Here is a 24,175-nt window from a genome sequence, read left to right as displayed (position 1 = left end):
TGATGGAGCACAAACAACATGGAAACCCTCATTCTGTAAGCCAGGTAAACCGATTAATTTTATTCTCTGGTATAGTGCCAGCGGGCCTTTGGAAGGATTCAACTATCGTGATGGGCGTAAGAGCACAACAAAAAGAGAAAACCCGGCGTTCGCTGGTAGAAGCCGCATTCAGTCAACTGAGTGCCGAGCGAAGTTTTGCCAGTCTGAGCCTGCGCGAAGTCGCACGCGAAGCCGGGATTGCGCCTACCTCTTTCTACCGTCACTTCCGTGACGTAGATGAACTGGGTCTGACCATGGTGGATGAGAGCGGGCTGATGCTCCGCCAGCTGATGCGCCAGGCGCGTCAGCGTATCGCCAAAGGGGGCAGCGTGATCCGCACCTCCGTTTCCACCTTTATGGAGTTTATCGGCAACAATCCTAACGCATTTCGTTTACTGTTGCGGGAACGCTCGGGTACCTCGGCCGCGTTTCGTGCCGCCGTGGCGCGTGAGATTCAGCATTTTATTGCGGAACTTGCCGACTATCTTGAACTCGAAAACCATATGCCGCGCGCCTTCACTGAAGCGCAGGCCGAGGCGATGGTAACAATAGTCTTCAGTGCGGGCGCCGAAGCACTGGATGTAAGCGTTGAACAACGCAAGCAACTCGAAGAGCGACTGGTATTGCAACTGCGGATGATCTCTAAGGGAGCGTATTACTGGTATCGCCGTGAACAAGAAAAACTGGCGCATCAATCCGATGAGTGAAAGGTGAGTAATGAAACAGACAGGACAGGATAAAGGAACATTGTTGCTGGCATTGATCGCTGGCTTATCCATTAACGGTACCTTTGCAGCGATTTTTAGCTCTATTGTACCGTTCTCGGTTTTCCCGATGATCTCTCTGGTGCTGACGGTGTACTGTCTGCATCAGCGTTATCAGAATCGCACCATGCCGGTGGGGTTACCGGCATTGTCGGCGGCGTTCTTTGTGCTGGGTGTCCTGCTGTATAGCACCGTGGTGCGTGCAGAGTACCCGGACATTGGCTCTAACTTCCTGCCTGCGGTGCTGTCGGTAGCGCTGGTCTTCTGGATCGGCTTTAAAATGCGTAACCGTAAGCAGCAACTGCCAGAGTAACGGTTTTGTAGGCCGGGTAAGCGCAGCGCCACCCGGCAATACGACTTACCGGGCCGTCAGTAATACGCCGCACTCCATATGGTGCGTATACGGGAACTGATCGAACAATGCCAGACGTTCAACATTGTGCGTCTGGCTTAATGTTTCCAGGTTCTTGCATAAGGTCTCCGGGTTACAGGAGATATACAGAATACGCGGGTATGCCTGCACCATCTTCTCGGTTTCGCTGTCCAGCCCGCTGCGCGGCGGATCGACGAAAATCGTCTCACACTGGTAGCTCTTCAGATCAATCCCCTGCAGACGATTAAACTCCCGCACGCCGTTCATCGCCTGAGTAAACTCTTCCGCCGACATGCGAACGATCTGCACATTATCAATGTGGTTCGCCGCGATGTTGTACTGTGCGGAAGCGACCGACGGTTTGGCGATTTCGGTAGCCAGTACGCGATTAAAGTTACGCGCCAGCGCCAGCGAGAAGTTACCGTTACCGCAGTACAGCTCCAGCAGATCGCCGGTTGAACCTTCAGTAGCCTTCAGCGCCCACTCCAGCATCTGCACGTTCATTGCCGCGTTCGGCTGAGTAAAGCTGTTCTCAACCTGGCGATAAATCATCTCTTTGCCCGCTACCGGCAGGCGCTCGTCAATGAAATCCTGATCCAGCGTGATTTTGGTTTTTGTCGCGCGGCCAATCAGGTGCACGTTGATATTCTGCGCGCGCAGCGCATCACGCAGGGCTTCTGCGGCCTGGCGCCACTCGTCATTCAGCGCTTTATGGTACAGCAGGGAGACAATGGCCTGATTGCTTTGGGTGGTCAGGTAGTCAATCTGGAACAGCTTATGGCGCAGCAGCGGATTATTGCGCACGCCGTCCATTATCAGCGTCATTAACTGGTTAATCAGCTCGCTGGCCGCCGGGAAACTGTCCACGCGGATACGGCTTTTGGTCTGCTGATCGAAAATGATGTGATACAGGTCGTCGCCGTCGTGCCAGATGCGGAATTCGGCACGCATACGGTAGTGGCTGACCGGGGAGCGGAACACCTCAGGCGCAGGCGCAGCAAAAGGCGTCATCATACTTTGCAGACGGACGACTTTCTCTGCCAGTTGCGCGTCGTACTGTTCTGTCGGGAGGTGTTCGGGGGTCATGATGCTTCCTGATTGATGATGAATTACGCGGGGATTGTAGGGATTGTGCAGGGGATGTCCAGCCTTAATGGTTAACGGCAGTCTGGACATCTATACGTGTCTAAATGTAGCATTATGTTTCCGGTCTCTTTTGAGTGAAAAGGGAATCCAGTGCAAATCTGGAGCTGACGCGCAGCGGTAAAGACTGGCGGGATGAGAGCTGTAGACACTGTGAAAATGGGAAGTCTTCATCCTTCTAAAGCCACCTAGCCCGAAGACCTGCCGGGATCACGTCGCATTTGGTTTCATCATCGCGTGCTATGGGTGAGGCCTGCGGCATCCTTCTTATATTGTGGATGCTTTTACAATGATTAAAAAAGTATCGCTGCTGACGGCGCTTTCCGTCACGGCATTTTCGGGCTGGGCGCAGGATAGCGCAGACGCGTTGGTGGTGACGGCAAACCGTGTTGCACAACCGGCTAATACCGTTCTGGCTCCCAGCTCCGTTGTTACCCGGGAAGATATTGAACGCTGGCAGGCAAAAAGCGTCGTTGAAGTCATGTCACGCTTACCGGGTGTGGATATCGCCCAAAGCGGCGGCATGGGTGCCAACTCCTCTACCTTTATTCGCGGGACGGAATCCCGTCATGTGCTGGTGCTGATCGACGGTATTCCACTGAATAACGCCGGGATCAGTAACTCACCTGATCTCAGCCAAATCCCCGTTTCGCTCATTCAGCGTGTCGAATACATTCGTGGCCCGCGCTCGGCCCTGTATGGTTCGGATGCGATTGGCGGCGTGATTAACATCATTACGGGTCGGGACAAGCCAGGGGCGGAAATCACCGCCAGCATCGGCTCGAAAGGCTATCAATCCTACGATGGTTCATTCCAGCAGGTACTGGATAAAACCAAAATCACCATGGCTGGCAATTACACGTACACCCGCGGCTTTGATATCGATGCGGCCGATGCGCCACGCCAGCCCGATCGCGACGGCTTTATGAGTAAGTCGTTATTTGGCTCTGTTGAGCAGCAGATCACCGACAACCTGAGCGGTTTCGTGCGTGGGCTCGGTTATGACAACCGCACCGCGTATGACGGCTATGATAACTATGGCGCAACGGGTATTGATGGTCGCCCGGACACCCGTCAGCTTTACAGCCAGAACTGGGACACCGGTCTGCGCTATAACCAGGGGATCTATCAGACGCAGCTGGTAGCCGGTTACGGTCGCAGTAAAGACCAGAACTACGATCCGAGCAAAGGCCGGTATGCTTCTTCCGCTACCATGGATGATGTTAAGCAGTACACCACCCAGTGGATGAACACCGTCACGGTTGGTCACGGCAATATCGGTGCTGGTCTGGACTGGCAGAAGCAAAAAACCCAGGCAGGAACGGGTTATCTGGAGAAAGGCTACGACCAGCGCAACACCGGCGTGTTCCTGTCTGCCATGCAGCAGTTCGATAGCGTCACCCTGGAAGCCGCAGCGCGTAATGACGATAACTCTAACTTTGGTAACCATAATACCTGGCAGACCAGCGCCGGATGGGAGTTTATCGACGGTTACCGGATCATCGCTTCCTACGGCACGGCCTATAAAGCGCCGACCATGAGCCAGATCCATAGTACGAGGTATGGCAACCCGGACCTGAAGCCGGAAGAGAGCAAGCAGTGGGAAGGCGGCTTCGAGGGGCTGACCGGCCCGGTGACCTGGCGTGTATCGGGTTATCGTAACGATATTGAAAACCTGATCAGCAGCGACCCGCGCACGTTCCGTTATTACAACGTTAATAAAGCGCGCATCAAAGGCATCGAAGCCACGGCCCAGTTCGATACCGGGCCGGTAGGGCATCAGATTTCTTATGACTATGTTGATCCGCGGAATGCCAAAACCAACGAAGTGCTCGCTCGCCGTTCGAAGCAGCAGGTGAAGTACCAGCTGGATACGCAGGTGTGGGATCTCGACTGGAATCTGGCCTATCGCTACCTGGGTACCCGTTATGACGATGACTTCAGTTCGTACCCGTCTCGCAGAGTAAAAATGGGCGGCGTAAGCCTGTGGGATCTCGCAGTTTCATATCCTGTCACCTCTCACCTTACAGTTCGTGGTAAAATCGCCAACCTGTTCGATAAAGACTACGAGACAGTTTATGGCTACGAAACTGCAGGACGGGAATACACCTTGTCTGGCAGCTACACCTTCTGACCCACGTCCCACCGTACTGGTGTTTGACTCCGGTGTCGGTGGGCTTTCAGTCTATGATGAGATTCGACATCTCCTGCCGGATCTTCATTACATCTATGCATTCGATAATGTGGCTTTTCCGTATGGGGAAAAGAGCGAAGCGTTTATCGTCGAACGCGTCGTTGAAATCGTCACCGCCGTACAACAGCATTACCCTCTCGCACTGGCGGTGATTGCCTGTAATACGGCGAGTACGGTTTCCCTCCCCGCCTTACGCGAAAAATTCCCGTTCCCGGTTGTCGGCGTGGTGCCTGCGATTAAACCTGCGGCGCGCCTGACGGCGAATGGCGTGGTGGGACTGCTGGCAACGCGCGGTACGGTGAAGCGCCCCTATACCCGCGAACTGATCGAACGCTTTGCCAATGAATGTCAGATCGCGATGTTAGGGTCTGCCGAGCTGGTGGAAATGGCAGAAGCGAAACTGCACGGTCAACCGGTGTCGCTGGAAGAGCTGCGTCGTATTCTGCGTCCCTGGCTGCGTATGGCGGAGCCGCCAGACACGGTAGTGCTGGGCTGCACGCATTTCCCTTTATTGCAGGAAGAGCTGCTTGCCGTACTGCCGGAAGGTACCCGACTGGTGGATTCGGGCGCGGCTATCGCTCGTCGCACTGCGTGGCTACTTGAACATGAAGCGCCAGATGCAAAATCTGCCGACGCGAATGTCGCTTATTGCATGGCATTGACTGCTGAGACTGAGCAACTTTTACCCGTTTTGCAGCGTTACGGCTTCGAAACGCTCGAAAAACTAGCGCTGTAGCACGTTTTTGAGCAAAAAAAAGACGGTTGAAAGATTTTTTTAAATTAGCTCTTGTCACTGCCGGAGAACTCCCTATAATGCGCCTCCACTGACACGGAACAACGGATTACAAACCGCCGTGACAGCAGGCTTCAGAGATGAACGCCGACAGAGAAAAGCGAAAAATAATTGCTTGACTCTGAATGAGGAAAGCGTAATATACGCCACCTCGCAACGGTGAGCGAAAGCCGCGTTGCACTGCTCTTTAACAATTTATCAGACAATCTGTGTGGGCACTCAAAGTGACATGGATTCTTAATGTCTTCGGACAATAAATGAATACCAAAGTCTCTGAGTGAACATACGTAATTCATTACGAAGTTTAATTCACGAGCATCAAACTTAAATTGAAGAGTTTGATCATGGCTCAGATTGAACGCTGGCGGCAGGCCTAACACATGCAAGTCGAGCGGTAGCACGGGGGAGCTTGCTCCCTGGGTGACGAGCGGCGGACGGGTGAGTAATGTCTGGGAAACTGCCTGATGGAGGGGGATAACTACTGGAAACGGTAGCTAATACCGCATAACGTCGCAAGACCAAAGAGGGGGACCTTCGGGCCTCTTGCCATCAGATGTGCCCAGATGGGATTAGCTAGTAGGTGGGGTAACGGCTCACCTAGGCGACGATCCCTAGCTGGTCTGAGAGGATGACCAGCCACACTGGAACTGAGACACGGTCCAGACTCCTACGGGAGGCAGCAGTGGGGAATATTGCACAATGGGCGCAAGCCTGATGCAGCCATGCCGCGTGTATGAAGAAGGCCTTCGGGTTGTAAAGTACTTTCAGCGAGGAGGAAGGCGGTGAGGTTAATAACCTCATCGATTGACGTTACTCGCAGAAGAAGCACCGGCTAACTCCGTGCCAGCAGCCGCGGTAATACGGAGGGTGCAAGCGTTAATCGGAATTACTGGGCGTAAAGCGCACGCAGGCGGTCTGTCAAGTCGGATGTGAAATCCCCGGGCTCAACCTGGGAACTGCATTCGAAACTGGCAGGCTAGAGTCTTGTAGAGGGGGGTAGAATTCCAGGTGTAGCGGTGAAATGCGTAGAGATCTGGAGGAATACCGGTGGCGAAGGCGGCCCCCTGGACAAAGACTGACGCTCAGGTGCGAAAGCGTGGGGAGCAAACAGGATTAGATACCCTGGTAGTCCACGCCGTAAACGATGTCGACTTGGAGGTTGTTCCCTTGAGGAGTGGCTTCCGGAGCTAACGCGTTAAGTCGACCGCCTGGGGAGTACGGCCGCAAGGTTAAAACTCAAATGAATTGACGGGGGCCCGCACAAGCGGTGGAGCATGTGGTTTAATTCGATGCAACGCGAAGAACCTTACCTACTCTTGACATCCAGAGAACTTAGCAGAGATGCTTTGGTGCCTTCGGGAACTCTGAGACAGGTGCTGCATGGCTGTCGTCAGCTCGTGTTGTGAAATGTTGGGTTAAGTCCCGCAACGAGCGCAACCCTTATCCTTTGTTGCCAGCGGTTAGGCCGGGAACTCAAAGGAGACTGCCAGTGATAAACTGGAGGAAGGTGGGGATGACGTCAAGTCATCATGGCCCTTACGAGTAGGGCTACACACGTGCTACAATGGCGCATACAAAGAGAAGCGACCTCGCGAGAGCAAGCGGACCTCATAAAGTGCGTCGTAGTCCGGATTGGAGTCTGCAACTCGACTCCATGAAGTCGGAATCGCTAGTAATCGTAGATCAGAATGCTACGGTGAATACGTTCCCGGGCCTTGTACACACCGCCCGTCACACCATGGGAGTGGGTTGCAAAAGAAGTAGGTAGCTTAACCTTCGGGAGGGCGCTTACCACTTTGTGATTCATGACTGGGGTGAAGTCGTAACAAGGTAACCGTAGGGGAACCTGCGGTTGGATCACCTCCTTACCTTAAAGAACCTGCCTTTGTAGTGTCCACACAGATTGTCTGATGAAAAAACAGCAGTAAAAAATCTCTGCAGGCTTGTAGCTCAGGTGGTTAGAGCGCACCCCTGATAAGGGTGAGGTCGGTGGTTCAAGTCCACTCAGGCCTACCAAATTTGCGATGCAAATTTGAAGAGATTAACTACGATGGGGCTATAGCTCAGCTGGGAGAGCGCCTGCCTTGCACGCAGGAGGTCTGCGGTTCGATCCCGCATAGCTCCACCATCCTTTACTGCGACAACAAGAAAACTTCAGAGTGTACCTGAGAAGGTGCGCTGCGAAGTTTTGCTCTTTAAAAATCTGGATCAAGCTGAAAATTGAAACGACGCGCCGTGTCTGTTCTCCGAAACAGGAACAGATAAGCGGTGTGTCAGAGTCTCTCAAATTTTCGCAAGTCGATGATGAATCGAAAGAAACATCTTCGGGTTGTGAGGTTAAGCGACCAAGCGTACACGGTGGATGCCTAGGCAGTCAGAGGCGATGAAGGACGTGCTAATCTGCGATAAGCGTCGGTAAGGTGATATGAACCGTTACAGCCGACGATTTCCGAATGGGGAAACCCAGTGCAATCCGTTGCACTATCGTTAAGTGAATACATAGCTTAACGAAGCGAACCAGGGGAACTGAAACATCTAAGTACCCTGAGGAAAAGAAATCAACCGAGATTCCCCCAGTAGCGGCGAGCGAACGGGGAGCAGCCCGGAGTCTGAATCAGCATGTGTGTCAGTGGAAGCGTCTGGAAAGTCGCAGGGTACAGGGTGATACTCCCGTACACGAAGATACACTTGCTGTGAACTCGAAGAGTAGGGCGGGACACGTGGTATCCTGTCTGAATATGGGGGGACCATCCTCCAAGGCTAAATACTCCTGACTGACCGATAGTGAACCAGTACCGTGAGGGAAAGGCGAAAAGAACCCCGGCGAGGGGAGTGAAAAAGAACCTGAAACCGTGTACGTACAAGCAGTGGGAGCACCCTTGTGGTGTGACTGCGTACCTTTTGTATAATGGGTCAGCGACTTATATTCTGTAGCAAGGTTAACCGTATAGGGGAGCCGAAGGGAAACCGAGTCTTAACTGGGCGTTAAGTTGCAGGGTATAGACCCGAAACCCGGTGATCTAGCCATGGGCAGGTTGAAGGTTGGGTAACACTAACTGGAGGACCGAACCGACTAATGTTGAAAAATTAGCGGATGACCTGTGGCTGGGGGTGAAAGGCCAATCAAACCGGGAGATAGCTGGTTCTCCCCGAAAGCTATTTAGGTAGCGCCTCGTGAATTCATCTCCGGGGGTAGAGCACTGTTTCGGCTAGGGGGCCATCCCGGCTTACCAACCCGATGCAAACTGCGAATACCGGAGAATGTTATCACGGGAGACACACGGCGGGTGCTAACGTCCGTCGTGAAGAGGGAAACAACCCAGACCGCCAGCTAAGGTCCCAAAGTCATGGTTAAGTGGGAAACGATGTGGGAAGGCACAGACAGCCAGGATGTTGGCTTAGAAGCAGCCATCATTTAAAGAAAGCGTAATAGCTCACTGGTCGAGTCGGCCTGCGCGGAAGATGTAACGGGGCTAAACCATGCACCGAAGCTGCGGCAGCGACGCTTATGCGTTGTTGGGTAGGGGAGCGTTCTGTAAGCCGTTGAAGGTGTGCTGTGAGGCATGCTGGAGGTATCAGAAGTGCGAATGCTGACATAAGTAACGATAAAGCGGGTGAAAAACCCGCTCGCCGGAAGACCAAGGGTTCCTGTCCAACGTTAATCGGGGCAGGGTGAGTCGACCCCTAAGGCGAGGCCGAAAGGCGTAGTCGATGGGAAACAGGTTAATATTCCTGTACTCGGTGTTACTGCGAAGGGGGGACGGAGAAGGCTATGTTGGCCGGGCGACGGTTGTCCCGGTTTAAGCATGTAGGCGGAGGTTCCAGGTAAATCCGGAACCTTGTTAACGCTGAGGTGTGATGACGAGGCACTACGGTGCTGAAGCAACAAATGCCCTGCTTCCAGGAAAAGCCTCTAAGCATCAGGTAACATCAAATCGTACCCCAAACCGACACAGGTGGTCAGGTAGAGAATACCAAGGCGCTTGAGAGAACTCGGGTGAAGGAACTAGGCAAAATGGTGCCGTAACTTCGGGAGAAGGCACGCTGATGTGTAGGTGAAGCCCCTGCGGGTGGAGCTGAAATCAGTCGAAGATACCAGCTGGCTGCAACTGTTTATTAAAAACACAGCACTGTGCAAACACGAAAGTGGACGTATACGGTGTGACGCCTGCCCGGTGCCGGAAGGTTAATTGATGGGGTTAGCGGCAACGCGAAGCTCTTGATCGAAGCCCCGGTAAACGGCGGCCGTAACTATAACGGTCCTAAGGTAGCGAAATTCCTTGTCGGGTAAGTTCCGACCTGCACGAATGGCGTAATGATGGCCAGGCTGTCTCCACCCGAGACTCAGTGAAATTGAAATCGCTGTGAAGATGCAGTGTACCCGCGGCAAGACGGAAAGACCCCGTGAACCTTTACTATAGCTTGACACTGAACACTGGTCCTTGATGTGTAGGATAGGTGGGAGGCTTTGAAGCGTGGACGCCAGTCTGCGTGGAGCCATCCTTGAAATACCACCCTTTAATGGCTGGTGTTCTAACGTAGACCCGTAATCCGGGTTGCGGACAGTGTCTGGTGGGTAGTTTGACTGGGGCGGTCTCCTCCTAAAGAGTAACGGAGGAGCACGAAGGTTAGCTAATCCTGGTCGGACATCAGGAGGTTAGTGCAATGGCATAAGCTAGCTTGACTGCGAGAGTGACGGCTCGAGCAGGTGCGAAAGCAGGTCATAGTGATCCGGTGGTTCTGTATGGAAGGGCCATCGCTCAACGGATAAAAGGTACTCCGGGGATAACAGGCTGATACCGCCCAAGAGTTCATATCGACGGCGGTGTTTGGCACCTCGATGTCGGCTCATCACATCCTGGGGCTGAAGTAGGTCCCAAGGGTACGGCTGTTCGCCGTTTAAAGTGGTACGCGAGCTGGGTTTAGAACGTCGTGAGACAGTTCGGTCCCTATCTGCCGTGGGCGCTGGAGAATTGAGGGGGGCTGCTCCTAGTACGAGAGGACCGGAGTGGACGCATCACTGGTGTTCGGGTTGTCATGCCAATGGCACTGCCCGGTAGCTAAATGCGGAAGAGATAAGTGCTGAAAGCATCTAAGCACGAAACTTGCCCCGAGATGAGTTCTCCCTGAGCCTTTAAGGCTCCTGAAGGAACGTTGAAGACGACGACGTTGATAGGTCGGGTGTGTAAGCGCAGCGATGCGTTGAGCTAACCGATACTAATGAACCGTGAGGCTTAACCTTACAACGCCGAAGCTGTTTCGGCGGATTTGAGAGATTTTCAGCTGATACAGATTATTCACTGCGCCTGCGGGTGGGGTGACAACAGAATTTGCCTGGCGGCTGTAGCGCGGTGGTCCCACCTGACCCCATGCCGAACTCAGAAGTGAAACGCCGTAGCGCCGATGGTAGTGTGGGGCCTCCCCATGCGAGAGTAGGGAACTGCCAGGCATCAAATTACGTAGTGAACCGGGGCATTAAACCGGTGGTTACAGAAGTATTCGGTGGAGCGGTAGTTCAGTCGGTTAGAATACCTGCCTGTCACGCAGGGGGTCGCGGGTTCGAGTCCCGTCCGTTCCGCCACCTATTTAAACTAAGCCTGCTTTATTAGCAGGCTTAGTAGTAAGAAATTTAGGGGCGTAGCTCAGTTGGTAGAGCACCGGTCTCCAAAACCGGGTGTCGCGAGTTCGAGTCTCTCCGCCCCTGCCATATAAGAATCCTTTGCTTCGGCAAAGGATTTTTTTTTGCCTGTCAGAAAGCAAATACCTTCCTCTCAGTCGTCTTTGCGTTGCGTCCCTGCAACACTTCTCTTAATCCATCACATTGATTTTAAGCAGATCTTTAATTTGCCCTTGCTTGTCACTGTTCTGCAGCCAGATGGCGTACAGCGGCCTCTGAAGCAGGGCTGAATCCGTCACCGTATACAGGCCGGCTTTCTGACTGGCCCAGCGCTGTGGCAACCAGGTACAACCTTTTAGCGATGCGAGTTGCTGGCAGGCTATCTCGGCAGAACTGGTGGTCAGGACCGGAACATCATCAATGGCAATCAAACCCGTCTCATGCGGCTGGAAATCAGGCCCCCATTCCAGTCGCAGATAGTTCAGGTCGCTTTTCATGGCCGAAGGTTCAGCAGCATAAAGCGCCAGGGTGAACTGCCCGAGGATCTGGCTGCTAAATTCATCCATTTTCGGGGCTTCGGTGGTGATCAGCAGATCCAGCTGTCGTTCATGTAACTGCTTAACCAGCGACTGTCGCTGCGCAATGCGGGCCTCAAACTGCAGTTGTGCGTGAGAGCGGTATAAGCGACTAAGCCAGGGGCTGAGCATACACTCCCATAAAGAGGCGCTGGCACCGATAGAAAATTCATTATGCTTTGAGGTATGAGCAACTTCCTTACGCGCGGCCTGCCAGGTATTCATTAAGGTTTCTGCATAGGGCAGAAGCTTTTCACCGGCAGGCGTTAATCGAATGTTGTTGCGATGGCGGGTAAAAAGGTTCACTCCAAGCTGATTTTCAAGCTGACGAATACGAAAGCTCACCGCCGACTGCGTCAGATAAAGCGCTTCTGCGGCGCGCCCAAAGTGGCGAGTTCTGCTCACTTCGAGGAAAGTTTTTAGCAATTCCGTATCCACGGTTTTCTCCGCAAAATAATTTGTCGTTATGATTTAAATGTTTTGTTGGACGCTCTGTCAAGCGTAACTAATACTCCGCGCCATAAATAGCTCGGCCAAAGATATAGGAGCGTGTAGGATGGCGGAAAGCTTTACGACGACTAATCGTTTTTTCGACAATAAAAATTATCCACGCGGATTTTCTCGCCATGGTGATTTCACCATCAAAGAAGCACAACTGCTTGAGCGCCACGGTTATGCTTTCAATGAACTGGATTTAGGAAAACGCGAACCCTCCACTGAAGACGAAAAATCGTTTGTTGCCGTCTGCCGTGGCGAACGTGAGCCGGTAACGGAAGCGGAGCGCGTATGGATCAAGTATATGGCACGTATCAAACGTCCAAAGCGTTTCCACACCCTGTCTGGTGGTAAACCACAGATGGAAGGTGCGGAAGACTACACCGAATCAGACGATTAAGAATAAGGGGCTACGGCCCCTTTTTTTATTCCAGCATCTTTTGCAGGTGCATGAGTAAACGGTCGATAGCGCGATAGCTCAGGGCTTCCTGCAGGTGTCTGCGTTCTATCTTTTCACTTTCCCCCAGGTCGGCAATCGTACGGGCCACCTTTAGCAGCCGTTGCCAGGCACGTACCGACAGGCCGAATCGGGTGAGGGTCTCTTCCAGCCACAGGGCATCCTCTGCCATGAGGGGGCAAAATCTGCGGATCTCCGCATTATCCAGATGGGCATTAAGTTTATTCTGCCGCACCAGCTGACGCTCCTGCGCGGCGATCACTCTGTTTCGTACGGTGAGACTGGTTTCTCCTGCTCTGTGCGCCTGGCTTAGCAAACCTGGCGGCGGTAGCGGGATCTCAAGCGATAAATCGAAGCGATCCAGAAACGGGCCCGATAAGCGTCCCAGATAGCGAAGCGTCTGTTCGGGCGAACAGCGGTTATGGTTACCTTGATAATGACCCGTTGGGCTGGGGTTCATGGCGGCGATAAGCTGGAAGCGAGCCGGATAACTGATCTTTGCACGGGTACGGGAGATGTTAATCTGACCCGATTCGATAGGCTCGCGTAAAGCATCCAGCACACGCCGTTCAAACTCGGGTAACTCATCCAGAAAGAGAATGCCGTTATGCGCCAGTGATATCTCTCCCGGGGCGGGGATTGCCCCCCCGCCTACCATGGCCACGAGCGAAGCGCTATGGTGCGGTGCGCGAAAGGGACGTCGACGCCACTGCTTATACATCGATGTGGCGTTGACCAGACTGACGATTGCCGCACTCTCCAGCGCCTCATGGTTGCTGAGTGGCGGTAGCAGACCATTGAGTCGGCTCGCGAGCATGGTTTTGCCTGTGCCGGGTGGGCCAATCAGCAGCAGGTTGTGTGCGCCGGCTGCGGTGATCTCCAGCGCCCTTTTACCCTGCTCCTGGCCGATAATATCGCTGATATCCTGATCGCTGTTTTCTACTGCAAACGGCTCCTGAACGGGCGCAGCCAGCTCGTGGCGACCCTCAAGAAAGGCGCACACTTCCTGCAGGTGCTCTGCCACCAGGCAGCCTTTTTGTTCGATAAGGCTGACTTCGGCAGCGTTATCGTTGGCAACGATAATCTCTCTGCCAGCCTGAATGGCCGCCAGGGCACCAGATATTGCGCCAGGAACCCCTCTTAATGCGCCTGTGAGCGCCAGCTCACCCACAAACTCGTATGCGCTTAGTCTGGGAGAGGAGAGTTGCTCAGAGGCGGCGAGAAGCGCAATGGCGATAGGTAAATCATATCGTCCGCCTTCCTTGGGTAGATCGGCTGGCGCCAGGTTAATCGTGATCTTTTTGGCCGGAAAGGTATAACCGCTATTGATGATTGCGCTGCGTACCCGGTCTCTGGCTTCCTTGACGGTGGTTTCCGGCAAGCCAACCAGCGTTAAGCCCGGCAGGCCATTACTGAGGTGAACCTCAACGGAAATCAGCGGCGCTTTAACACCTAGCGCAGCGCGGGTAAAAACAACCGACAGTGACATAAAGAGCCTCCTTGAAGCGCCACTATGTCACTATGAGGTGCCGAATTTTATCGGCAAATCGCGTTTTTACGCGTCCGGTTCCTTAATATTTCCCCGAAATTGTAAGCTTTTCATCACTATGGAAGGCCGCTCGCAAATAGCAATAAGCTTTCCTTCTCGGCTTCGGCTAAGCAACAAAAAAATGAAAATAATTCATTTTCTATTTTTCTCATAAAAAACAATGATTTTTATCTAAACTATTAGCGTAATAAGAAAGTGAATTATAAAAAAATGTTGTCTTCGTCTCGATATCTGTGATAACTCTTTAGGTATTCCTTCGAACAAGATGCAAAAAGAATAGAAAATGACAGCCCTTCTACTAGTGATTAGCCTGGTCGTGATTAGCGTGGTGGTGATTATTATCCCACCGTGCGGGGCTGCACTTGGACGAGGAAAGGCTTAATAATCAAGCCTTAACGAACTAAGACCCCCGCACCGAAAGGTCCGGGGGTTTTTTTATGACCTTAAAACATAAGCGAGGAGCAGACGATGAGTAATAGCATAAAATTCTGTTTCTCTCGATTTACGACGGGGAAGTAACTATGAATGGCGCACAGTGGGTAGTACATGCGTTGCGAGCGCAGGGAGTCGATACCATCTTCGGTTACCCGGGCGGCGCAATTATGCCGATTTACGATGCGTTGTATGACGGCGGCGTGGAACATCTGTTGTGCCGACACGAGCAGGGTGCGGCGATGGCGGCCATTGGCTATGCGCGTGCAACCGGGAAAACAGGCGTCTGCATGGCGACCTCCGGCCCGGGCGCAACTAACCTGATCACAGGCCTGGCTGATGCGCTGCTTGATTCCGTTCCCGTTGTGGCCATCACCGGCCAGGTTGCTTCTCCCTTCATCGGGACTGATGCTTTCCAGGAAGTGGACGTTCTCGGTTTGTCACTGGCTTGTACGAAACACAGCTTCCTCGTGCAATCTCTGGAAGAGCTGCCGCGCGTCATGGCGGAAGCCTTTGAGGTGGCAAACTCAGGCCGTCCTGGCCCGGTTCTGGTTGATATCCCAAAAGATATTCAGGTTGCGTTGGGCGATCTGGAGCCGCACTTCTCCACCGTTGAGAATGACGATGCGTTCCCGTTTGCCGAAGTCAGCGAAGCCAGCCAGATGCTGGCCCACGCGCAAAAGCCGATGCTCTATGTCGGCGGCGGCGTGGGGATGGCGCAGGCGGTTCCGGCCCTGCGCGAATTTATCGCGGTCACCCAAATGCCAGCGACCTGCACGTTAAAAGGGCTGGGCGCGGTGGATGCCGACTACCCTTACTATCTTGGCATGCTGGGGATGCATGGCACCAAAGCCGCCAACCTTGCCGTGCAGGAGTGTGACCTGCTGATTGCCGTGGGCGCACGTTTTGACGATCGCGTAACCGGCAAGCTGAACACTTTCGCACCGAATGCCAAAGTCATTCATATGGATATCGACCCGGCAGAGATGAATAAGCTCCGCCAGGCGCACGTGGCCTTGCAGGGCGATCTCAATGCGCTGCTGCCCGCATTACAACAGCCCTTAACGATCGACGCGTGGCGTCAGCATGCAGCAGAGATGCGCCGTGAACATGACTGGCGTTACGATCATCCAGGTGAGGCGATCTATGCCCCGTTACTGTTGAAACAACTTTCAGATCGTAAGCCTGCGGACAGCGTAGTGACTACCGACGTAGGTCAGCATCAGATGTGGTCAGCCCAGCACATGACCTACACGCGCCCGGAAAACTTCATCACCTCAAGCGGCTTAGGCACCATGGGCTTTGGCTTACCCGCTGCGGTGGGTGCCCAGGTCGCACGCCCGGACGATACGGTTATCTGTATCTCCGGTGACGGCTCCTTCATGATGAACGTCCAGGAGCTGGGCACCATCAAGCGTAAGCAGCTGCCGGTGAAGATCGTGCTGCTGGATAACCAACGTTTAGGCATGGTGCGCCAGTGGCAGCAGCTTTTTTTCCAGGAGCGTTACAGCGAAACCACCCTGACCGATAACCCCGATTTCCTCGTTCTGGCCAGCGCCTTTAGCATCCCTGGCCAGCACATCACCCGTAAAGACCAGGTTGAAGCGGCACTTGATGAAATGCTGTCAAGCAAGGGGCCTTACCTGCTTCATGTCTCAATCGACGAGCTTGAGAATGTCTGGCCGTTGGTGCCGCCCGGCGCCAGTAACTCACAAATGCTGGAGAAATTATCATGATGCAACATCAGGTCGCCGTGCAGGCTCGCTTCAACCCGGAAACATTAGAACGTGTGTTGCGCGTGGTGCGCCATCGTGGGTTCCAGATATGTTCCTTGAACATGGAAACCGCCACCGACGCGCAGAACATAAATATCGAATTGACCGTTGCCAGCCAGCGCCCCGTCGAATTACTGTTTAGCCAGTTGAGCAAACTGGTCGACGTCGCACGGGTCGATATCCAGCAGCGTGCCGCTACATCGCAAACACAACAAATTCGCGCCTGAGCGCAATAGGAAGAAAAATGACGACGAAAAAAGCTGATTTCATTTGGTCCAATGGTGAGATGATTCGCTGGGAGGACGCTAAAGTCCACGTGATGTCCCACGCGCTTCACTACGGTACGTCTGTTTTTGAAGGCATCCGTTGCTACGACTCTCACAAAGGACCAGTGGTGTTCCGCCATCGCGAACACATGCAGCGTCTGCGTGATTCAGCCAAAATTTATCGTTTCCCGGTTTCCCAGAGCGTTGACGAGCTGATGGAAGCTTGCCGCGCCGTTCTGCGCAAAAACAACCTTACCAGCGCCTATATCCGTCCTCTGGTATTTGTGGGCGATGTGGGGATGGGCGTTAACCCGCCAGCCGGTTACACCACCGATGTGATCATCGCCGCGTTCCCGTGGGGAGCCTACCTCGGCGCAGAAGCGCTGGAGCAGGGGATCGACGCGATGGTTTCCTCCTGGAACCGTGTCGCACCCAACACCATCCCGACCGCAGCCAAAGCGGGCGGTAACTACCTCTCCTCCCTGCTGGTTGGCAGCGAAGCACGTCGCCACGGCTATCAGGAAGGTATCGCTCTGGACGTGAATGGCTACATCTCCGAAGGCGCAGGTGAGAACCTGTTTGAAGTAAAAGATGGCATTCTGTTCACCCCTCCATTCACCTCTTCAGCTCTGCCGGGCATCACCCGTGACGCCATCATCAAGCTGGCGCAGGATCTGGGTATCGAAGTGCGCGAGCAGGTACTGTCCCGCGAATCTCTGTATCTGGCCGATGAAGTATTTATGTCCGGTACCGCAGCAGAAATTACGCCGGTACGCAGCGTTGACGGCATCCAGGTGGGCGAAGGCCGCCGTGGTCCGGTTACCAAACGTATCCAGGAAGCATTCTTTGGCCTCTTTACCGGTGAAACCGAAGATAAATGGGGTTGGTTGGATCAGGTTAATCAATAAGCATAATTATGGGACGGCACGCACCGTCCCATTTACCAGATAGACGGGAGTAAATAACGCATGCCTAAGTACCGTTCCGCCACCACCACTCACGGCCGCAACATGGCGGGTGCCCGCGCGCTGTGGCGCGCCACCGGAATGACCGACGCCGACTTCGGGAAACCGATTATCGCCGTGGTCAACTCTTTTACTCAGTTTGTACCGGGCCACGTGCACCTGCGCGATCTCGGGAAGCTGGTTGCCGAGCAGATTGAAGCCTCCGGCGGCGTGGCGAAAGAGTTCAACACCATCGCCGTGGATGACGGGATCGCGATGGGGCACGGGGGCATGCTTTATTCACTGCCGTCGCGCGAACTGATTGCCGACTCGGTGGAGTACATGGTTAACGCCCACTGTGCCGATGCGATGGTCTGCATCTCCAACTGCGACAAAATCACCCCGGGGATGCTGATGGCCTCCCTGCGCCTGAACATTCCGGTGATCTTCGTCTCCGGCGGTCCAATGGAAGCGGGTAAAACCAAGCTTTCCGATAAAATCATCAAGCTCGACCTGGTCGACGCGATGATTCAGGGCGCCGACCCGAAAGTCTCCGACGAGCAGAGCGAGCAGGTTGAACGTTCCGCCTGTCCGACCTGCGGCTCCTGTTCCGGTATGTTCACCGCCAACTCGATGAACTGTCTGACCGAAGCGCTGGGCCTGTCCCAGCCGGGTAACGGTTCGCTGCTGGCGACTCACGCCGATCGTAAAGAGCTGTTCCTTAACGCCGGTAAGCGCATCGTTGAACTGACCAAACGCTACTACGAGCAGGACGATGCCAGCGCGCTGCCGCGCAATATCGCCAGCAAAGCGGCGTTTGAAAACGCCATGACGCTGGATATCGCCATGGGTGGTTCCACCAACACCGTTCTGCACCTGCTGGCCGCCGCCCAGGAAGCAGAGATTGATTTCACCATGACGGACATCGACCAGCTGTCCCGTAAAGTGCCGCAGCTGTGTAAGGTTGCGCCGAGCACGCAGAAATACCACATGGAAGACGTTCACCGTGCCGGTGGCGTACTGGGTATTCTTGGCGAGCTGGATCGCGCCGGGCTGATGAACCGTGACGTGAAAAACGTGCTGGGTCTGACGCTGCCGCAAACGCTGGATCAATACGATGTAATGCTGACCAAAGACGAATCAGTGAAAAAAATGTTCCGCGCCGGTCCGGCAGGGATCCGCACCACGCAGGCCTTCTCGCAGGATTGTCGCTGGGACACCCTGGATGACGATCGCGCGGAAGGCTGTATCCGTTCCCTGGAAAACGCCTACAGCAAAGATGGTGGTCTGGCCGTGCTGTACGGCAACTTCGCGGAAAACGGCTGTATCGTTAAAACCGCGGGCGTGGACGACAGCATCCTGAAATTCACCGGTCCAGCAAAGGTGTACGAAAGCCAGGACGATGCGGTAGAAGCGATCCTCGGCGGTAAAGTAGTGGCTGGCGACGTGGTGGTAATCCGCTACGAAGGGCCGAAAGGCGGGCCGGGGATGCAGGAGATGCTCTACCCGACCACCTTCCTGAAATCCATGGGCCTCGGTAAAGCCTGTGCGCTGATCACCGATGGTCGTTTCTCCGGCGGCACATCAGGCCTCTCTATCGGCCACGTTTCACCGGAAGCGGCCAGCGGCGGCAACATCGCGATTATCGAAGATGGCGATCTGATCGAAATCGACATTCCGAATCGCGGCATTCAGCTGCAGCTGAGCCCTCAGGAGATCGCTGCCCGCCGTGAAGCACAGGACGCGCGTGGGGATAAAGCCTGGACGCCGAAAGATCGTCAGCGCGAAGTCTCCTTTGCCCTGCGCGCCTACGCCACCCTTGCCACCAGTGCGGATAAAGGCGCGGTGCGCGATAAATCCAAGCTTGGGGGCTAATGATGGCCGAATCCCAACCCTTATCGTCTGCCCCTGAGGGGGCAGAATATCTCCGGGCGGTGCTGCGTGCGCCGGTCTATGAAGCGGTGCAGGTGACGCCGCTGCAAAAAATGGACAAGCTGTCCTCGCGGCTGGATAACGTTATTCTGGTGAAGCGCGAAGACCGCCAGCCAGTGCACAGCTTCAAGCTGCGCGGCGCCTACGCGATGATGGCCGGGCTGACCGACGAGCAAAAAGCGCGGGGCGTGATCACGGCGTCTGCGGGCAACCATGCCCAGGGCGTGGCGTTCTCTGCCGCGCGACTGGGGCTGAAAGCCCTGATTGTCATGCCTGTGGCAACCGCAGATATTAAAGTCGATGCGGTGCGGGGTTTTGGCGGCGAAGTGCTGCTCCACGGTGCCAATTTTGACGAAGCGAAAGCCAAAGCCATCGATCTGGCGCAGCAGCAGGGCTTCACCTGGGTGCCGCCGTTCGATCACCCGATGGTGATTGCCGGCCAGGGCACCCTGGCGCTGGAGTTGTTGCAGCAGGATGCCCATCTCGACCGCGTGTTTGTCCCGGTTGGCGGCGGCGGGTTAGCTGCGGGCGTGGCGGTGCTGATCAAACAGCTGATGCCGCAGATCAAAGTCATCGCCGTTGAAGCCGAGGATTCTGCCTGCCTGAAGGCGGCGCTGGATGCTGGTCATCCGGTGGACTTACCGCGCGTCGGGCTGTTTGCCGAAGGCGTAGCGGTGAAACGCATCGGGGATGAAACCTTCCGCGTCTGCCAGGAGTATCTCGACGACATCATCACCGTCGACAGCGATGCGATCTGCGCAGCGATGAAAGATCTGTTCGAGGATGTGCGTGCGGTGGCGGAACCGTCCGGCGCGCTGGCGCTGGCGGGCATGAAAAAATACATCGCCCAGCACAACATTCGCGGCGAACGTCTGGCACACGTGCTTTCTGGTGCGAACGTCAACTTCCACGGTCTGCGTTACGTTTCCGAGCGTTGCGAGCTGGGTGAGCAGCGCGAAGCGTTGTTAGCGGTGACGATTCCGGAAGAGAAGGGCAGCTTCCTTAAGTTCTGTCAGCTGCTTGGCGGTCGCTCGGTGACGGAGTTTAACTACCGTTTCGCCGATGCTAAAGATGCCTGCATTTTTGTCGGCGTACGTCTGAGTCGCGGGCTGGAAGAGCGTAAAGAGATCCTCAACCTGTTGCACCTGGGTGGCTACAGCGTGGTGGATCTCTCCGACGACGAGATGGCGAAGCTGCACGTGCGCTACATGGTGGGCGGACGTCCATCGAAGCCGTTACAGGAACGCCTGTTCAGCTTCGAGTTCCCGGAATCACCGGGTGCGCTGCTGAAGTTCCTGCATACTCTCGGCACGCACTGGAACATCTCCCTGTTCCACTATCGCAGCCACGGCACCGACTATGGCCGCGTGCTGGCGGCGTTTGAACTGGGCGAGCACGAGCCGGATTTCGAAACGCGGCTCAACGAGCTGGGTTATGACTGTCATGACGAGACCCACAACCCGGCATTCAGGTTCTTCCTGGCGGGTTAAGTGAATCGTAGGCCGGGTTAGCGCAGCTAATGATTCGGCAATAAATTCCAGAACGCATCAATAAGCGGCTCATGCAGCCGCTTTTTTTGTGCACAGACGCCAAGCTCAAACGGCGTTTTCTCGTCGCTGCGCTCGAGGATCATCACGCGGTTACGCACCGGCTCCGGGCTGTTCTCCAGCACCACTTCCGGCAACAGCGCCACGCCGCATCCCAGCGCCACCATTGAGACCATCGCTTCATGACCGCCGACCGTGGCGTAAATCGAGGGATTACTGATTTTCTGCCGACGGAACCACAGCTCGATGCGGCGGCGCACCGGACCCTGATCGGCCATGATAAAGGGCACCGTTGACCAGTCCGGTTTTTCCACCGAGACCTGATTACGCACCGGGCAGGGCAGGGCCGGGGCGATCAGCACCACTGCCAGATTTTCCAGCATCGAAAACGCCACTGCGCCTGGCAGGGTTTCCGGCTTACCGGCAATCGCCAGATCCGCTTCTCCCGTCACCACCTTCTCCATCGCGTCAGCGGCATCACCGGTAGTGAGTTTGATCTCAACCGAAGGATGTTCTGCGCGGAAGCGATCGAGGATGGGCGGCAGATGACTATAGGCGGCGGTCACGGAACAAAAAATATGGAGCTCACCGGAAAGCGACGGCCCCTGCTGGTCGATGGTGTGGCGCAGCTGCTGGTACTGCAGCAAGGTTTGCTGGGCAAACGTACGCAACTCTTCTCCGGCTTCGGTGAGCGTCACCGTGCGGTTATCACGTACAAACAGGGGCTGGCCGAGGTCCTCCTCCAGGCGCTGGATCTGACGCGAAAGCGTGGAGGGGCTGACGTGCATCGCCCGCGCGCTGCGGCCAAAATGACGGCTTTCCGCCAGATGCAGGAACATTTTCAGATCGCGTAAATCCACCGATTCCACTCCAGGGTTTTATATTGCATAAATTGCAACGTGACGTTGTGAATATATCAATTTCCGCAATAAATTTCCTGTTGTAATGTGGGTACATTCTCGCTGAAACGCGAACCGAACAATAAGACACACAACATCACGAGGTATCACCATGGCTAACTACTTCAACACACTGAATCTGCGCCAGCAGCTGGCTCAGCTGGGCAAATGCCGCTTTATGGCGCGCGATGAATTTGCCGATGGCGCAAGCTATCTTCAGGGTAAAAAAGTGGTCATCGTCGGCTGCGGCGCTCAGGGTCTGAACCAGGGCCTGAACATGCGTGATTCCGGTCTGGATATTTCCTACGCCCTGCGTAAAGAAGCCATCGCTGAGAAGCGTGCATCCTGGCGTAAAGCGACCGAAAACGGCTTCAAAGTGGGTACCTACGAAGAGCTGATCCCGCAGGCGGATCTGGTAGTTAACCTGACGCCGGACAAACAGCACTCTGACGTTGTGCGTTCCGTGCAGCCGCTGATGAAAGACGGTGCGGCGCTGGGTTACTCCCACGGCTTCAACATTGTTGAAGTGGGCGAGCAGATCCGTAAAGACATCACCGTTGTGATGGTGGCACCGAAGTGCCCGGGTACCGAAGTACGTGAAGAGTACAAACGTGGTTTCGGCGTGCCGACGCTGATCGCGGTTCACCCGGAAAACGATCCGAAAGGCGAAGGCATGGCGATTGCCAAAGCATGGGCGGCGGCCACCGGCGGTCACCGTGCAGGCGTTCTGGAATCCTCTTTCGTTGCGGAAGTGAAATCTGACCTGATGGGTGAGCAGACTATCCTGTGCGGTATGCTGCAGGCCGGTTCTCTCCTGTGCTTTGACAAGCTGGTGGAAGAGGGCACCGACCCGGCATACGCAGAAAAACTGATTCAGTTTGGCTGGGAAACCATCACCGAAGCGCTGAAGCAGGGCGGTATCACCCTGATGATGGACCGTCTGTCTAACCCGGCGAAACTGCGTGCATTCGCGCTGTCCGAGCAGCTGAAAACCATCATGGCGCCGCTGTTCCAGAAACACATGGACGACATCATCTCCGGTGAGTTCTCTTCCGGCATGATGGCTGACTGGGCAAACGACGACAAAAATCTGCTGACCTGGCGTGAAGAGACCGGTAAAACCGCGTTCGAAACCGCCGCGCAGTTCGATGGCAAAATCAGCGAGCAGGAGTACTTCGACAAAGGCGTTCTGATGATTGCAATGGTGAAAGCGGGCGTTGAGCTGGCCTTCGAAACCATGGTGGATTCCGGCATCATCGAAGAATCTGCGTACTACGAATCACTGCACGAGCTGCCGCTGATCGCGAACACCATCGCCCGTAAGCGTCTGTATGAGATGAACGTGGTGATCTCTGATACCGCAGAGTACGGTAACTACCTGTTCTCTTACGCATGCGTACCGCTGCTGAAAGAGTTCATGACCACTCTGCAGACCGGCGACCTGGGTAAAGCAATTACCGAAGGCGCGGTAGATAATGCCCAGCTGCGTGACGTGAACGAAGCGATTCGCAGCCACGAGATCGAGAAAGTGGGTCAGAAGCTGCGTGGCTACATGACCGATATGAAACGTATCGCCGTAGCGGGTTAAGTAAATTGTCGGGTGGCGGCTACGCCTTACCCGACCTGGAAAAGCGCAAAATCGTAGGCCCGGTAAGCGTTAGCGCCACCGGGCTTTTTATTAGTTGCGGTACAGCACCTTAATGATGTGGTAACCGAACTGGGTGTGCAGCGGGCCGGTTGGTTCCAGCACCGGGCAGGAGAATACCACTTTATCGAACGCCGGAACCATCTGGCCCTGACGGAATTCACCTAAGTGGCCGCCTTTTTTACCGGATGGGCAGGTGGAGTGCTTTTTCGCCAGCTTTTCGAAGTCGCCGCCGTTCTTGATCTGCTCCAGAAGCTCCAGAGCCAGTTTCTCTTCTTTTACCAGGATGTGCATTGCTGCCGCTGTTTTCGCCATGATCGTGCCTTGAAGGATTGAGTAAAATCGGGGCGCAATATACCACGCGTTAGCTGCGGTACAGCACCTTAATGATATGGTAGCCAAATTTGGTTTTCACCGGGCCGTAAGGCTTCAGCAACGGGCAACTGAAGACCGCCTGATCGAAGGGTCCCACCATCGCACCCTGCTTAAATTCACCTAAATCGCCGCCGTTACGCCCGGAAGGGCATTTCGAGTAGCGCTTTGCCAGATGATCGAAGCTAATGCCGCGCTCCAGTTTGGCGAGGATCTCCTGCGCCAGCTTCTCTTCCTTTACCAGAATGTGCAGGGCCGCTGCGGTCTTTTTCATGGTTCTGTTCCCGGGGTTCATCGCGTTTTCTTCACTTTATCATTAGCCGGTAAATCTGCGCCCGGCTTTCTGCTACAATCCCCACCCCGT

At 54.8% G+C, this 24,175-nt stretch carries 19 protein-coding genes, 4 tRNA genes, 3 rRNA genes and 1 riboswitch; of the genes, 20 read left to right on the top strand and 6 right to left on the bottom strand.

Going from position 1 to position 24,175, the window contains the following annotated elements:
* The first annotated feature begins 107 nt into the window (after nt 1–107).
* Both fabR and ES815_RS09235 read left to right on the top strand, forming a co-directional pair.
* Nucleotides 108–746, top strand: a complete 639-nt coding sequence (gene fabR, locus ES815_RS09240; protein WP_032615233.1) for an HTH-type transcriptional repressor FabR — start codon at nt 108–110, stop codon at nt 744–746.
* 10 nt (nt 747–756) lie between these two features.
* Nucleotides 757–1,116 carry a YijD family membrane protein gene (locus ES815_RS09235; RefSeq protein ID WP_032615232.1) on the top strand — a complete coding sequence of 120 codons (360 nt, stop codon included), beginning with the start codon at nt 757–759 and terminating at the stop codon, nt 1,114–1,116.
* 45 nt (nt 1,117–1,161) lie between these two features.
* Here ES815_RS09235 and trmA read toward each other — a convergent pair whose 3' ends face one another.
* A complete protein-coding gene (trmA, locus tag ES815_RS09230) occupies nt 1,162–2,262 on the bottom strand; it encodes a tRNA (uridine(54)-C5)-methyltransferase TrmA (protein WP_142487547.1) in 1,101 nt (366 codons plus the stop codon).
* A 104-nt stretch (nt 2,263–2,366) separates the two neighbouring features.
* Nucleotides 2,367–2,543: riboswitch (cobalamin riboswitch) on the top strand.
* 65 nt (nt 2,544–2,608) lie between these two features.
* On the opposite strand from trmA, the gene btuB reads away from it, so the two are divergent.
* From btuB to ES815_RS09185, 9 genes are all read left to right on the top strand, one after another.
* Complete coding sequence (gene btuB, locus ES815_RS09225; protein WP_142487546.1) at nt 2,609–4,453, top strand: TonB-dependent vitamin B12 receptor BtuB; 1,845 nt, start codon at nt 2,609–2,611, stop codon at nt 4,451–4,453.
* Nucleotides 4,398–5,249, top strand: coding sequence for a glutamate racemase (gene murI, locus ES815_RS09220; protein ID WP_142487545.1), 852 nt, complete (start codon nt 4,398–4,400; stop codon nt 5,247–5,249). Before btuB ends, murI begins: the two co-directional genes overlap by 56 nt.
* A 383-nt stretch (nt 5,250–5,632) precedes the next feature.
* Nucleotides 5,633–7,174, top strand: a 16S ribosomal RNA gene (locus tag ES815_RS09215).
* 71 nt (nt 7,175–7,245) lie between these two features.
* A tRNA-Ile gene (locus ES815_RS09210) sits at nt 7,246–7,322 on the top strand.
* Nucleotides 7,323–7,358: 36 nt separating this feature from the next.
* Nucleotides 7,359–7,434 (top strand) — tRNA-Ala (locus tag ES815_RS09205).
* A gap of 207 nt (nt 7,435–7,641) precedes the next feature.
* Nucleotides 7,642–10,548 (top strand): 23S ribosomal RNA (locus tag ES815_RS09200).
* 91 nt (nt 10,549–10,639) lie between these two features.
* Nucleotides 10,640–10,755, top strand: a 5S ribosomal RNA gene (rrf, locus tag ES815_RS09195).
* The 16S, 23S and 5S rRNA genes sit together here with 4 tRNA genes alongside, the layout of an rRNA operon.
* A 55-nt stretch (nt 10,756–10,810) precedes the next feature.
* Nucleotides 10,811–10,887, top strand: a tRNA-Asp gene (locus tag ES815_RS09190).
* A gap of 50 nt (nt 10,888–10,937) precedes the next feature.
* Nucleotides 10,938–11,013, top strand: a tRNA-Trp gene (locus ES815_RS09185).
* 101 nt (nt 11,014–11,114) lie between these two features.
* Here the strand turns inward: ES815_RS09185 and hdfR are convergent.
* Nucleotides 11,115–11,936 carry an HTH-type transcriptional regulator HdfR gene (gene hdfR / locus ES815_RS09180; RefSeq protein WP_142487544.1) on the bottom strand — a complete coding sequence of 274 codons (822 nt, stop codon included), beginning with the start codon at nt 11,934–11,936 and terminating at the stop codon, nt 11,115–11,117.
* Nucleotides 11,937–12,054: 118 nt separating this feature from the next.
* Between hdfR and ES815_RS09175 the strand changes: the two genes are divergently transcribed.
* Complete coding sequence (locus ES815_RS09175; protein WP_142487543.1) at nt 12,055–12,393, top strand: DUF413 domain-containing protein; 339 nt, start codon at nt 12,055–12,057, stop codon at nt 12,391–12,393.
* A gap of 25 nt (nt 12,394–12,418) precedes the next feature.
* On the opposite strand, the gene ES815_RS09170 is transcribed toward ES815_RS09175, so the two are convergent.
* The gene (locus tag ES815_RS09170) at nt 12,419–13,939 is read right to left on the bottom strand and encodes a YifB family Mg chelatase-like AAA ATPase (RefSeq protein WP_142487542.1); all 1,521 of its coding nucleotides are present in this window, start codon (nt 13,937–13,939) and stop codon (nt 12,419–12,421) included.
* A 343-nt stretch (nt 13,940–14,282) separates the two neighbouring features.
* On the opposite strand from ES815_RS09170, the gene ilvL reads away from it, so the two are divergent.
* The 7 genes from ilvL (at nt 14,283) to ilvA (ending at nt 20,838) form a co-directional block, all read left to right on the top strand.
* Nucleotides 14,283–14,381, top strand: coding sequence for an ilv operon leader peptide (gene ilvL / locus ES815_RS09165; RefSeq protein ID WP_023620831.1), 99 nt, complete (start codon nt 14,283–14,285; stop codon nt 14,379–14,381).
* A gap of 86 nt (nt 14,382–14,467) precedes the next feature.
* A complete protein-coding gene (gene ilvX, locus ES815_RS23845; protein ID WP_197090613.1) occupies nt 14,468–14,518 on the top strand; it encodes a peptide IlvX in 51 nt (16 codons plus the stop codon).
* Nucleotides 14,519–14,520: 2 nt separating this feature from the next.
* A complete protein-coding gene (gene ilvG, locus ES815_RS09160) occupies nt 14,521–16,167 on the top strand; it encodes an acetolactate synthase 2 catalytic subunit (protein WP_142487541.1) in 1,647 nt (548 codons plus the stop codon).
* Nucleotides 16,164–16,433, top strand: a complete 270-nt coding sequence (gene ilvM, locus ES815_RS09155; protein ID WP_142487540.1) for an acetolactate synthase 2 small subunit — start codon at nt 16,164–16,166, stop codon at nt 16,431–16,433. Before ilvG ends, ilvM begins: the two co-directional genes overlap by 4 nt.
* Nucleotides 16,434–16,450: 17 nt before the next feature.
* Nucleotides 16,451–17,380 carry a branched-chain-amino-acid transaminase gene (gene ilvE, locus ES815_RS09150; protein ID WP_142487539.1) on the top strand — a complete coding sequence of 310 codons (930 nt, stop codon included), beginning with the start codon at nt 16,451–16,453 and terminating at the stop codon, nt 17,378–17,380.
* A 60-nt stretch (nt 17,381–17,440) separates the two neighbouring features.
* Nucleotides 17,441–19,291 (top strand): dihydroxy-acid dehydratase, encoded by a 1,851-nt coding sequence (gene ilvD / locus ES815_RS09145; protein WP_142487538.1) that lies wholly within the window; start codon nt 17,441–17,443, stop codon nt 19,289–19,291.
* Between the two features lie 2 nt (nt 19,292–19,293).
* Nucleotides 19,294–20,838 carry a threonine ammonia-lyase, biosynthetic gene (gene ilvA, locus ES815_RS09140; protein ID WP_142490035.1) on the top strand — a complete coding sequence of 515 codons (1,545 nt, stop codon included), beginning with the start codon at nt 19,294–19,296 and terminating at the stop codon, nt 20,836–20,838.
* 26 nt (nt 20,839–20,864) lie between these two features.
* On the opposite strand, the gene ilvY is transcribed toward ilvA, so the two are convergent.
* Nucleotides 20,865–21,755 (bottom strand): HTH-type transcriptional activator IlvY, encoded by an 891-nt coding sequence (ilvY, locus tag ES815_RS09135; protein WP_142487537.1) that lies wholly within the window; start codon nt 21,753–21,755, stop codon nt 20,865–20,867.
* Between the two features lie 151 nt (nt 21,756–21,906).
* On the opposite strand from ilvY, the gene ilvC reads away from it, so the two are divergent.
* A complete protein-coding gene (ilvC, locus tag ES815_RS09130; protein ID WP_032615195.1) occupies nt 21,907–23,382 on the top strand; it encodes a ketol-acid reductoisomerase in 1,476 nt (491 codons plus the stop codon).
* 90 nt (nt 23,383–23,472) lie between these two features.
* On the opposite strand, the gene ppiC (ES815_RS09125) is transcribed toward ilvC, so the two are convergent.
* Both ppiC (ES815_RS09125) and ppiC (ES815_RS09120) read right to left on the bottom strand, forming a co-directional pair.
* Nucleotides 23,473–23,754, bottom strand: coding sequence for a peptidylprolyl isomerase PpiC (gene ppiC, locus ES815_RS09125; RefSeq protein ID WP_032615193.1), 282 nt, complete (start codon nt 23,752–23,754; stop codon nt 23,473–23,475).
* 49 nt (nt 23,755–23,803) lie between these two features.
* Nucleotides 23,804–24,085 carry a peptidylprolyl isomerase PpiC gene (gene ppiC / locus ES815_RS09120; protein ID WP_106995953.1) on the bottom strand — a complete coding sequence of 94 codons (282 nt, stop codon included), beginning with the start codon at nt 24,083–24,085 and terminating at the stop codon, nt 23,804–23,806.
* Nucleotides 24,086–24,175 lie beyond the last annotated feature (90 nt).

This window comes from Leclercia adecarboxylata, from assembly GCF_006874705.1.
Classification (GTDB): domain Bacteria; phylum Pseudomonadota; class Gammaproteobacteria; order Enterobacterales; family Enterobacteriaceae; genus Enterobacter; species Enterobacter adecarboxylatus_C.
This window is presented reverse-complemented; position numbering and strand designations above follow the sequence as displayed.

Bases quoted from the DNA above. Each gene is read 5' to 3' on its own strand.
- ES815_RS09235 (WP_032615232.1), top strand. From the start codon at position 757: ATGAAACAGACAGGACAGGATAAAGGAACATTGTTGCTGGCATTGATC.
- trmA (WP_142487547.1), bottom strand. From the start codon at position 2,262: ATGACCCCCGAACACCTCCCGACAGAACAGTACGACGCGCAACTGGCA.
- btuB (WP_142487546.1), top strand. From the start codon at position 2,609: ATGATTAAAAAAGTATCGCTGCTGACGGCGCTTTCCGTCACGGCATTT.
- murI (WP_142487545.1), top strand. From the start codon at position 4,398: ATGGCTACGAAACTGCAGGACGGGAATACACCTTGTCTGGCAGCTACA.
- ES815_RS09175 (WP_142487543.1), top strand. From the start codon at position 12,055: ATGGCGGAAAGCTTTACGACGACTAATCGTTTTTTCGACAATAAAAAT.
- ES815_RS09170 (WP_142487542.1), bottom strand. From the start codon at position 13,939: ATGTCACTGTCGGTTGTTTTTACCCGCGCTGCGCTAGGTGTTAAAGCG.
- ilvL (WP_023620831.1), top strand. From the start codon at position 14,283: ATGACAGCCCTTCTACTAGTGATTAGCCTGGTCGTGATTAGCGTGGTG.
- ilvG (WP_142487541.1), top strand. From the start codon at position 14,521: ATGAATGGCGCACAGTGGGTAGTACATGCGTTGCGAGCGCAGGGAGTC.
- ilvM (WP_142487540.1), top strand. From the start codon at position 16,164: ATGATGCAACATCAGGTCGCCGTGCAGGCTCGCTTCAACCCGGAAACA.
- ilvE (WP_142487539.1), top strand. From the start codon at position 16,451: ATGACGACGAAAAAAGCTGATTTCATTTGGTCCAATGGTGAGATGATT.
- ilvD (WP_142487538.1), top strand. From the start codon at position 17,441: ATGCCTAAGTACCGTTCCGCCACCACCACTCACGGCCGCAACATGGCG.
- ilvA (WP_142490035.1), top strand. From the start codon at position 19,294: ATGGCCGAATCCCAACCCTTATCGTCTGCCCCTGAGGGGGCAGAATAT.
- ilvC (WP_032615195.1), top strand. From the start codon at position 21,907: ATGGCTAACTACTTCAACACACTGAATCTGCGCCAGCAGCTGGCTCAG.
- ppiC (WP_032615193.1), bottom strand. From the start codon at position 23,754: ATGGCGAAAACAGCGGCAGCAATGCACATCCTGGTAAAAGAAGAGAAA.
- ppiC (WP_106995953.1), bottom strand. From the start codon at position 24,085: ATGAAAAAGACCGCAGCGGCCCTGCACATTCTGGTAAAGGAAGAGAAG.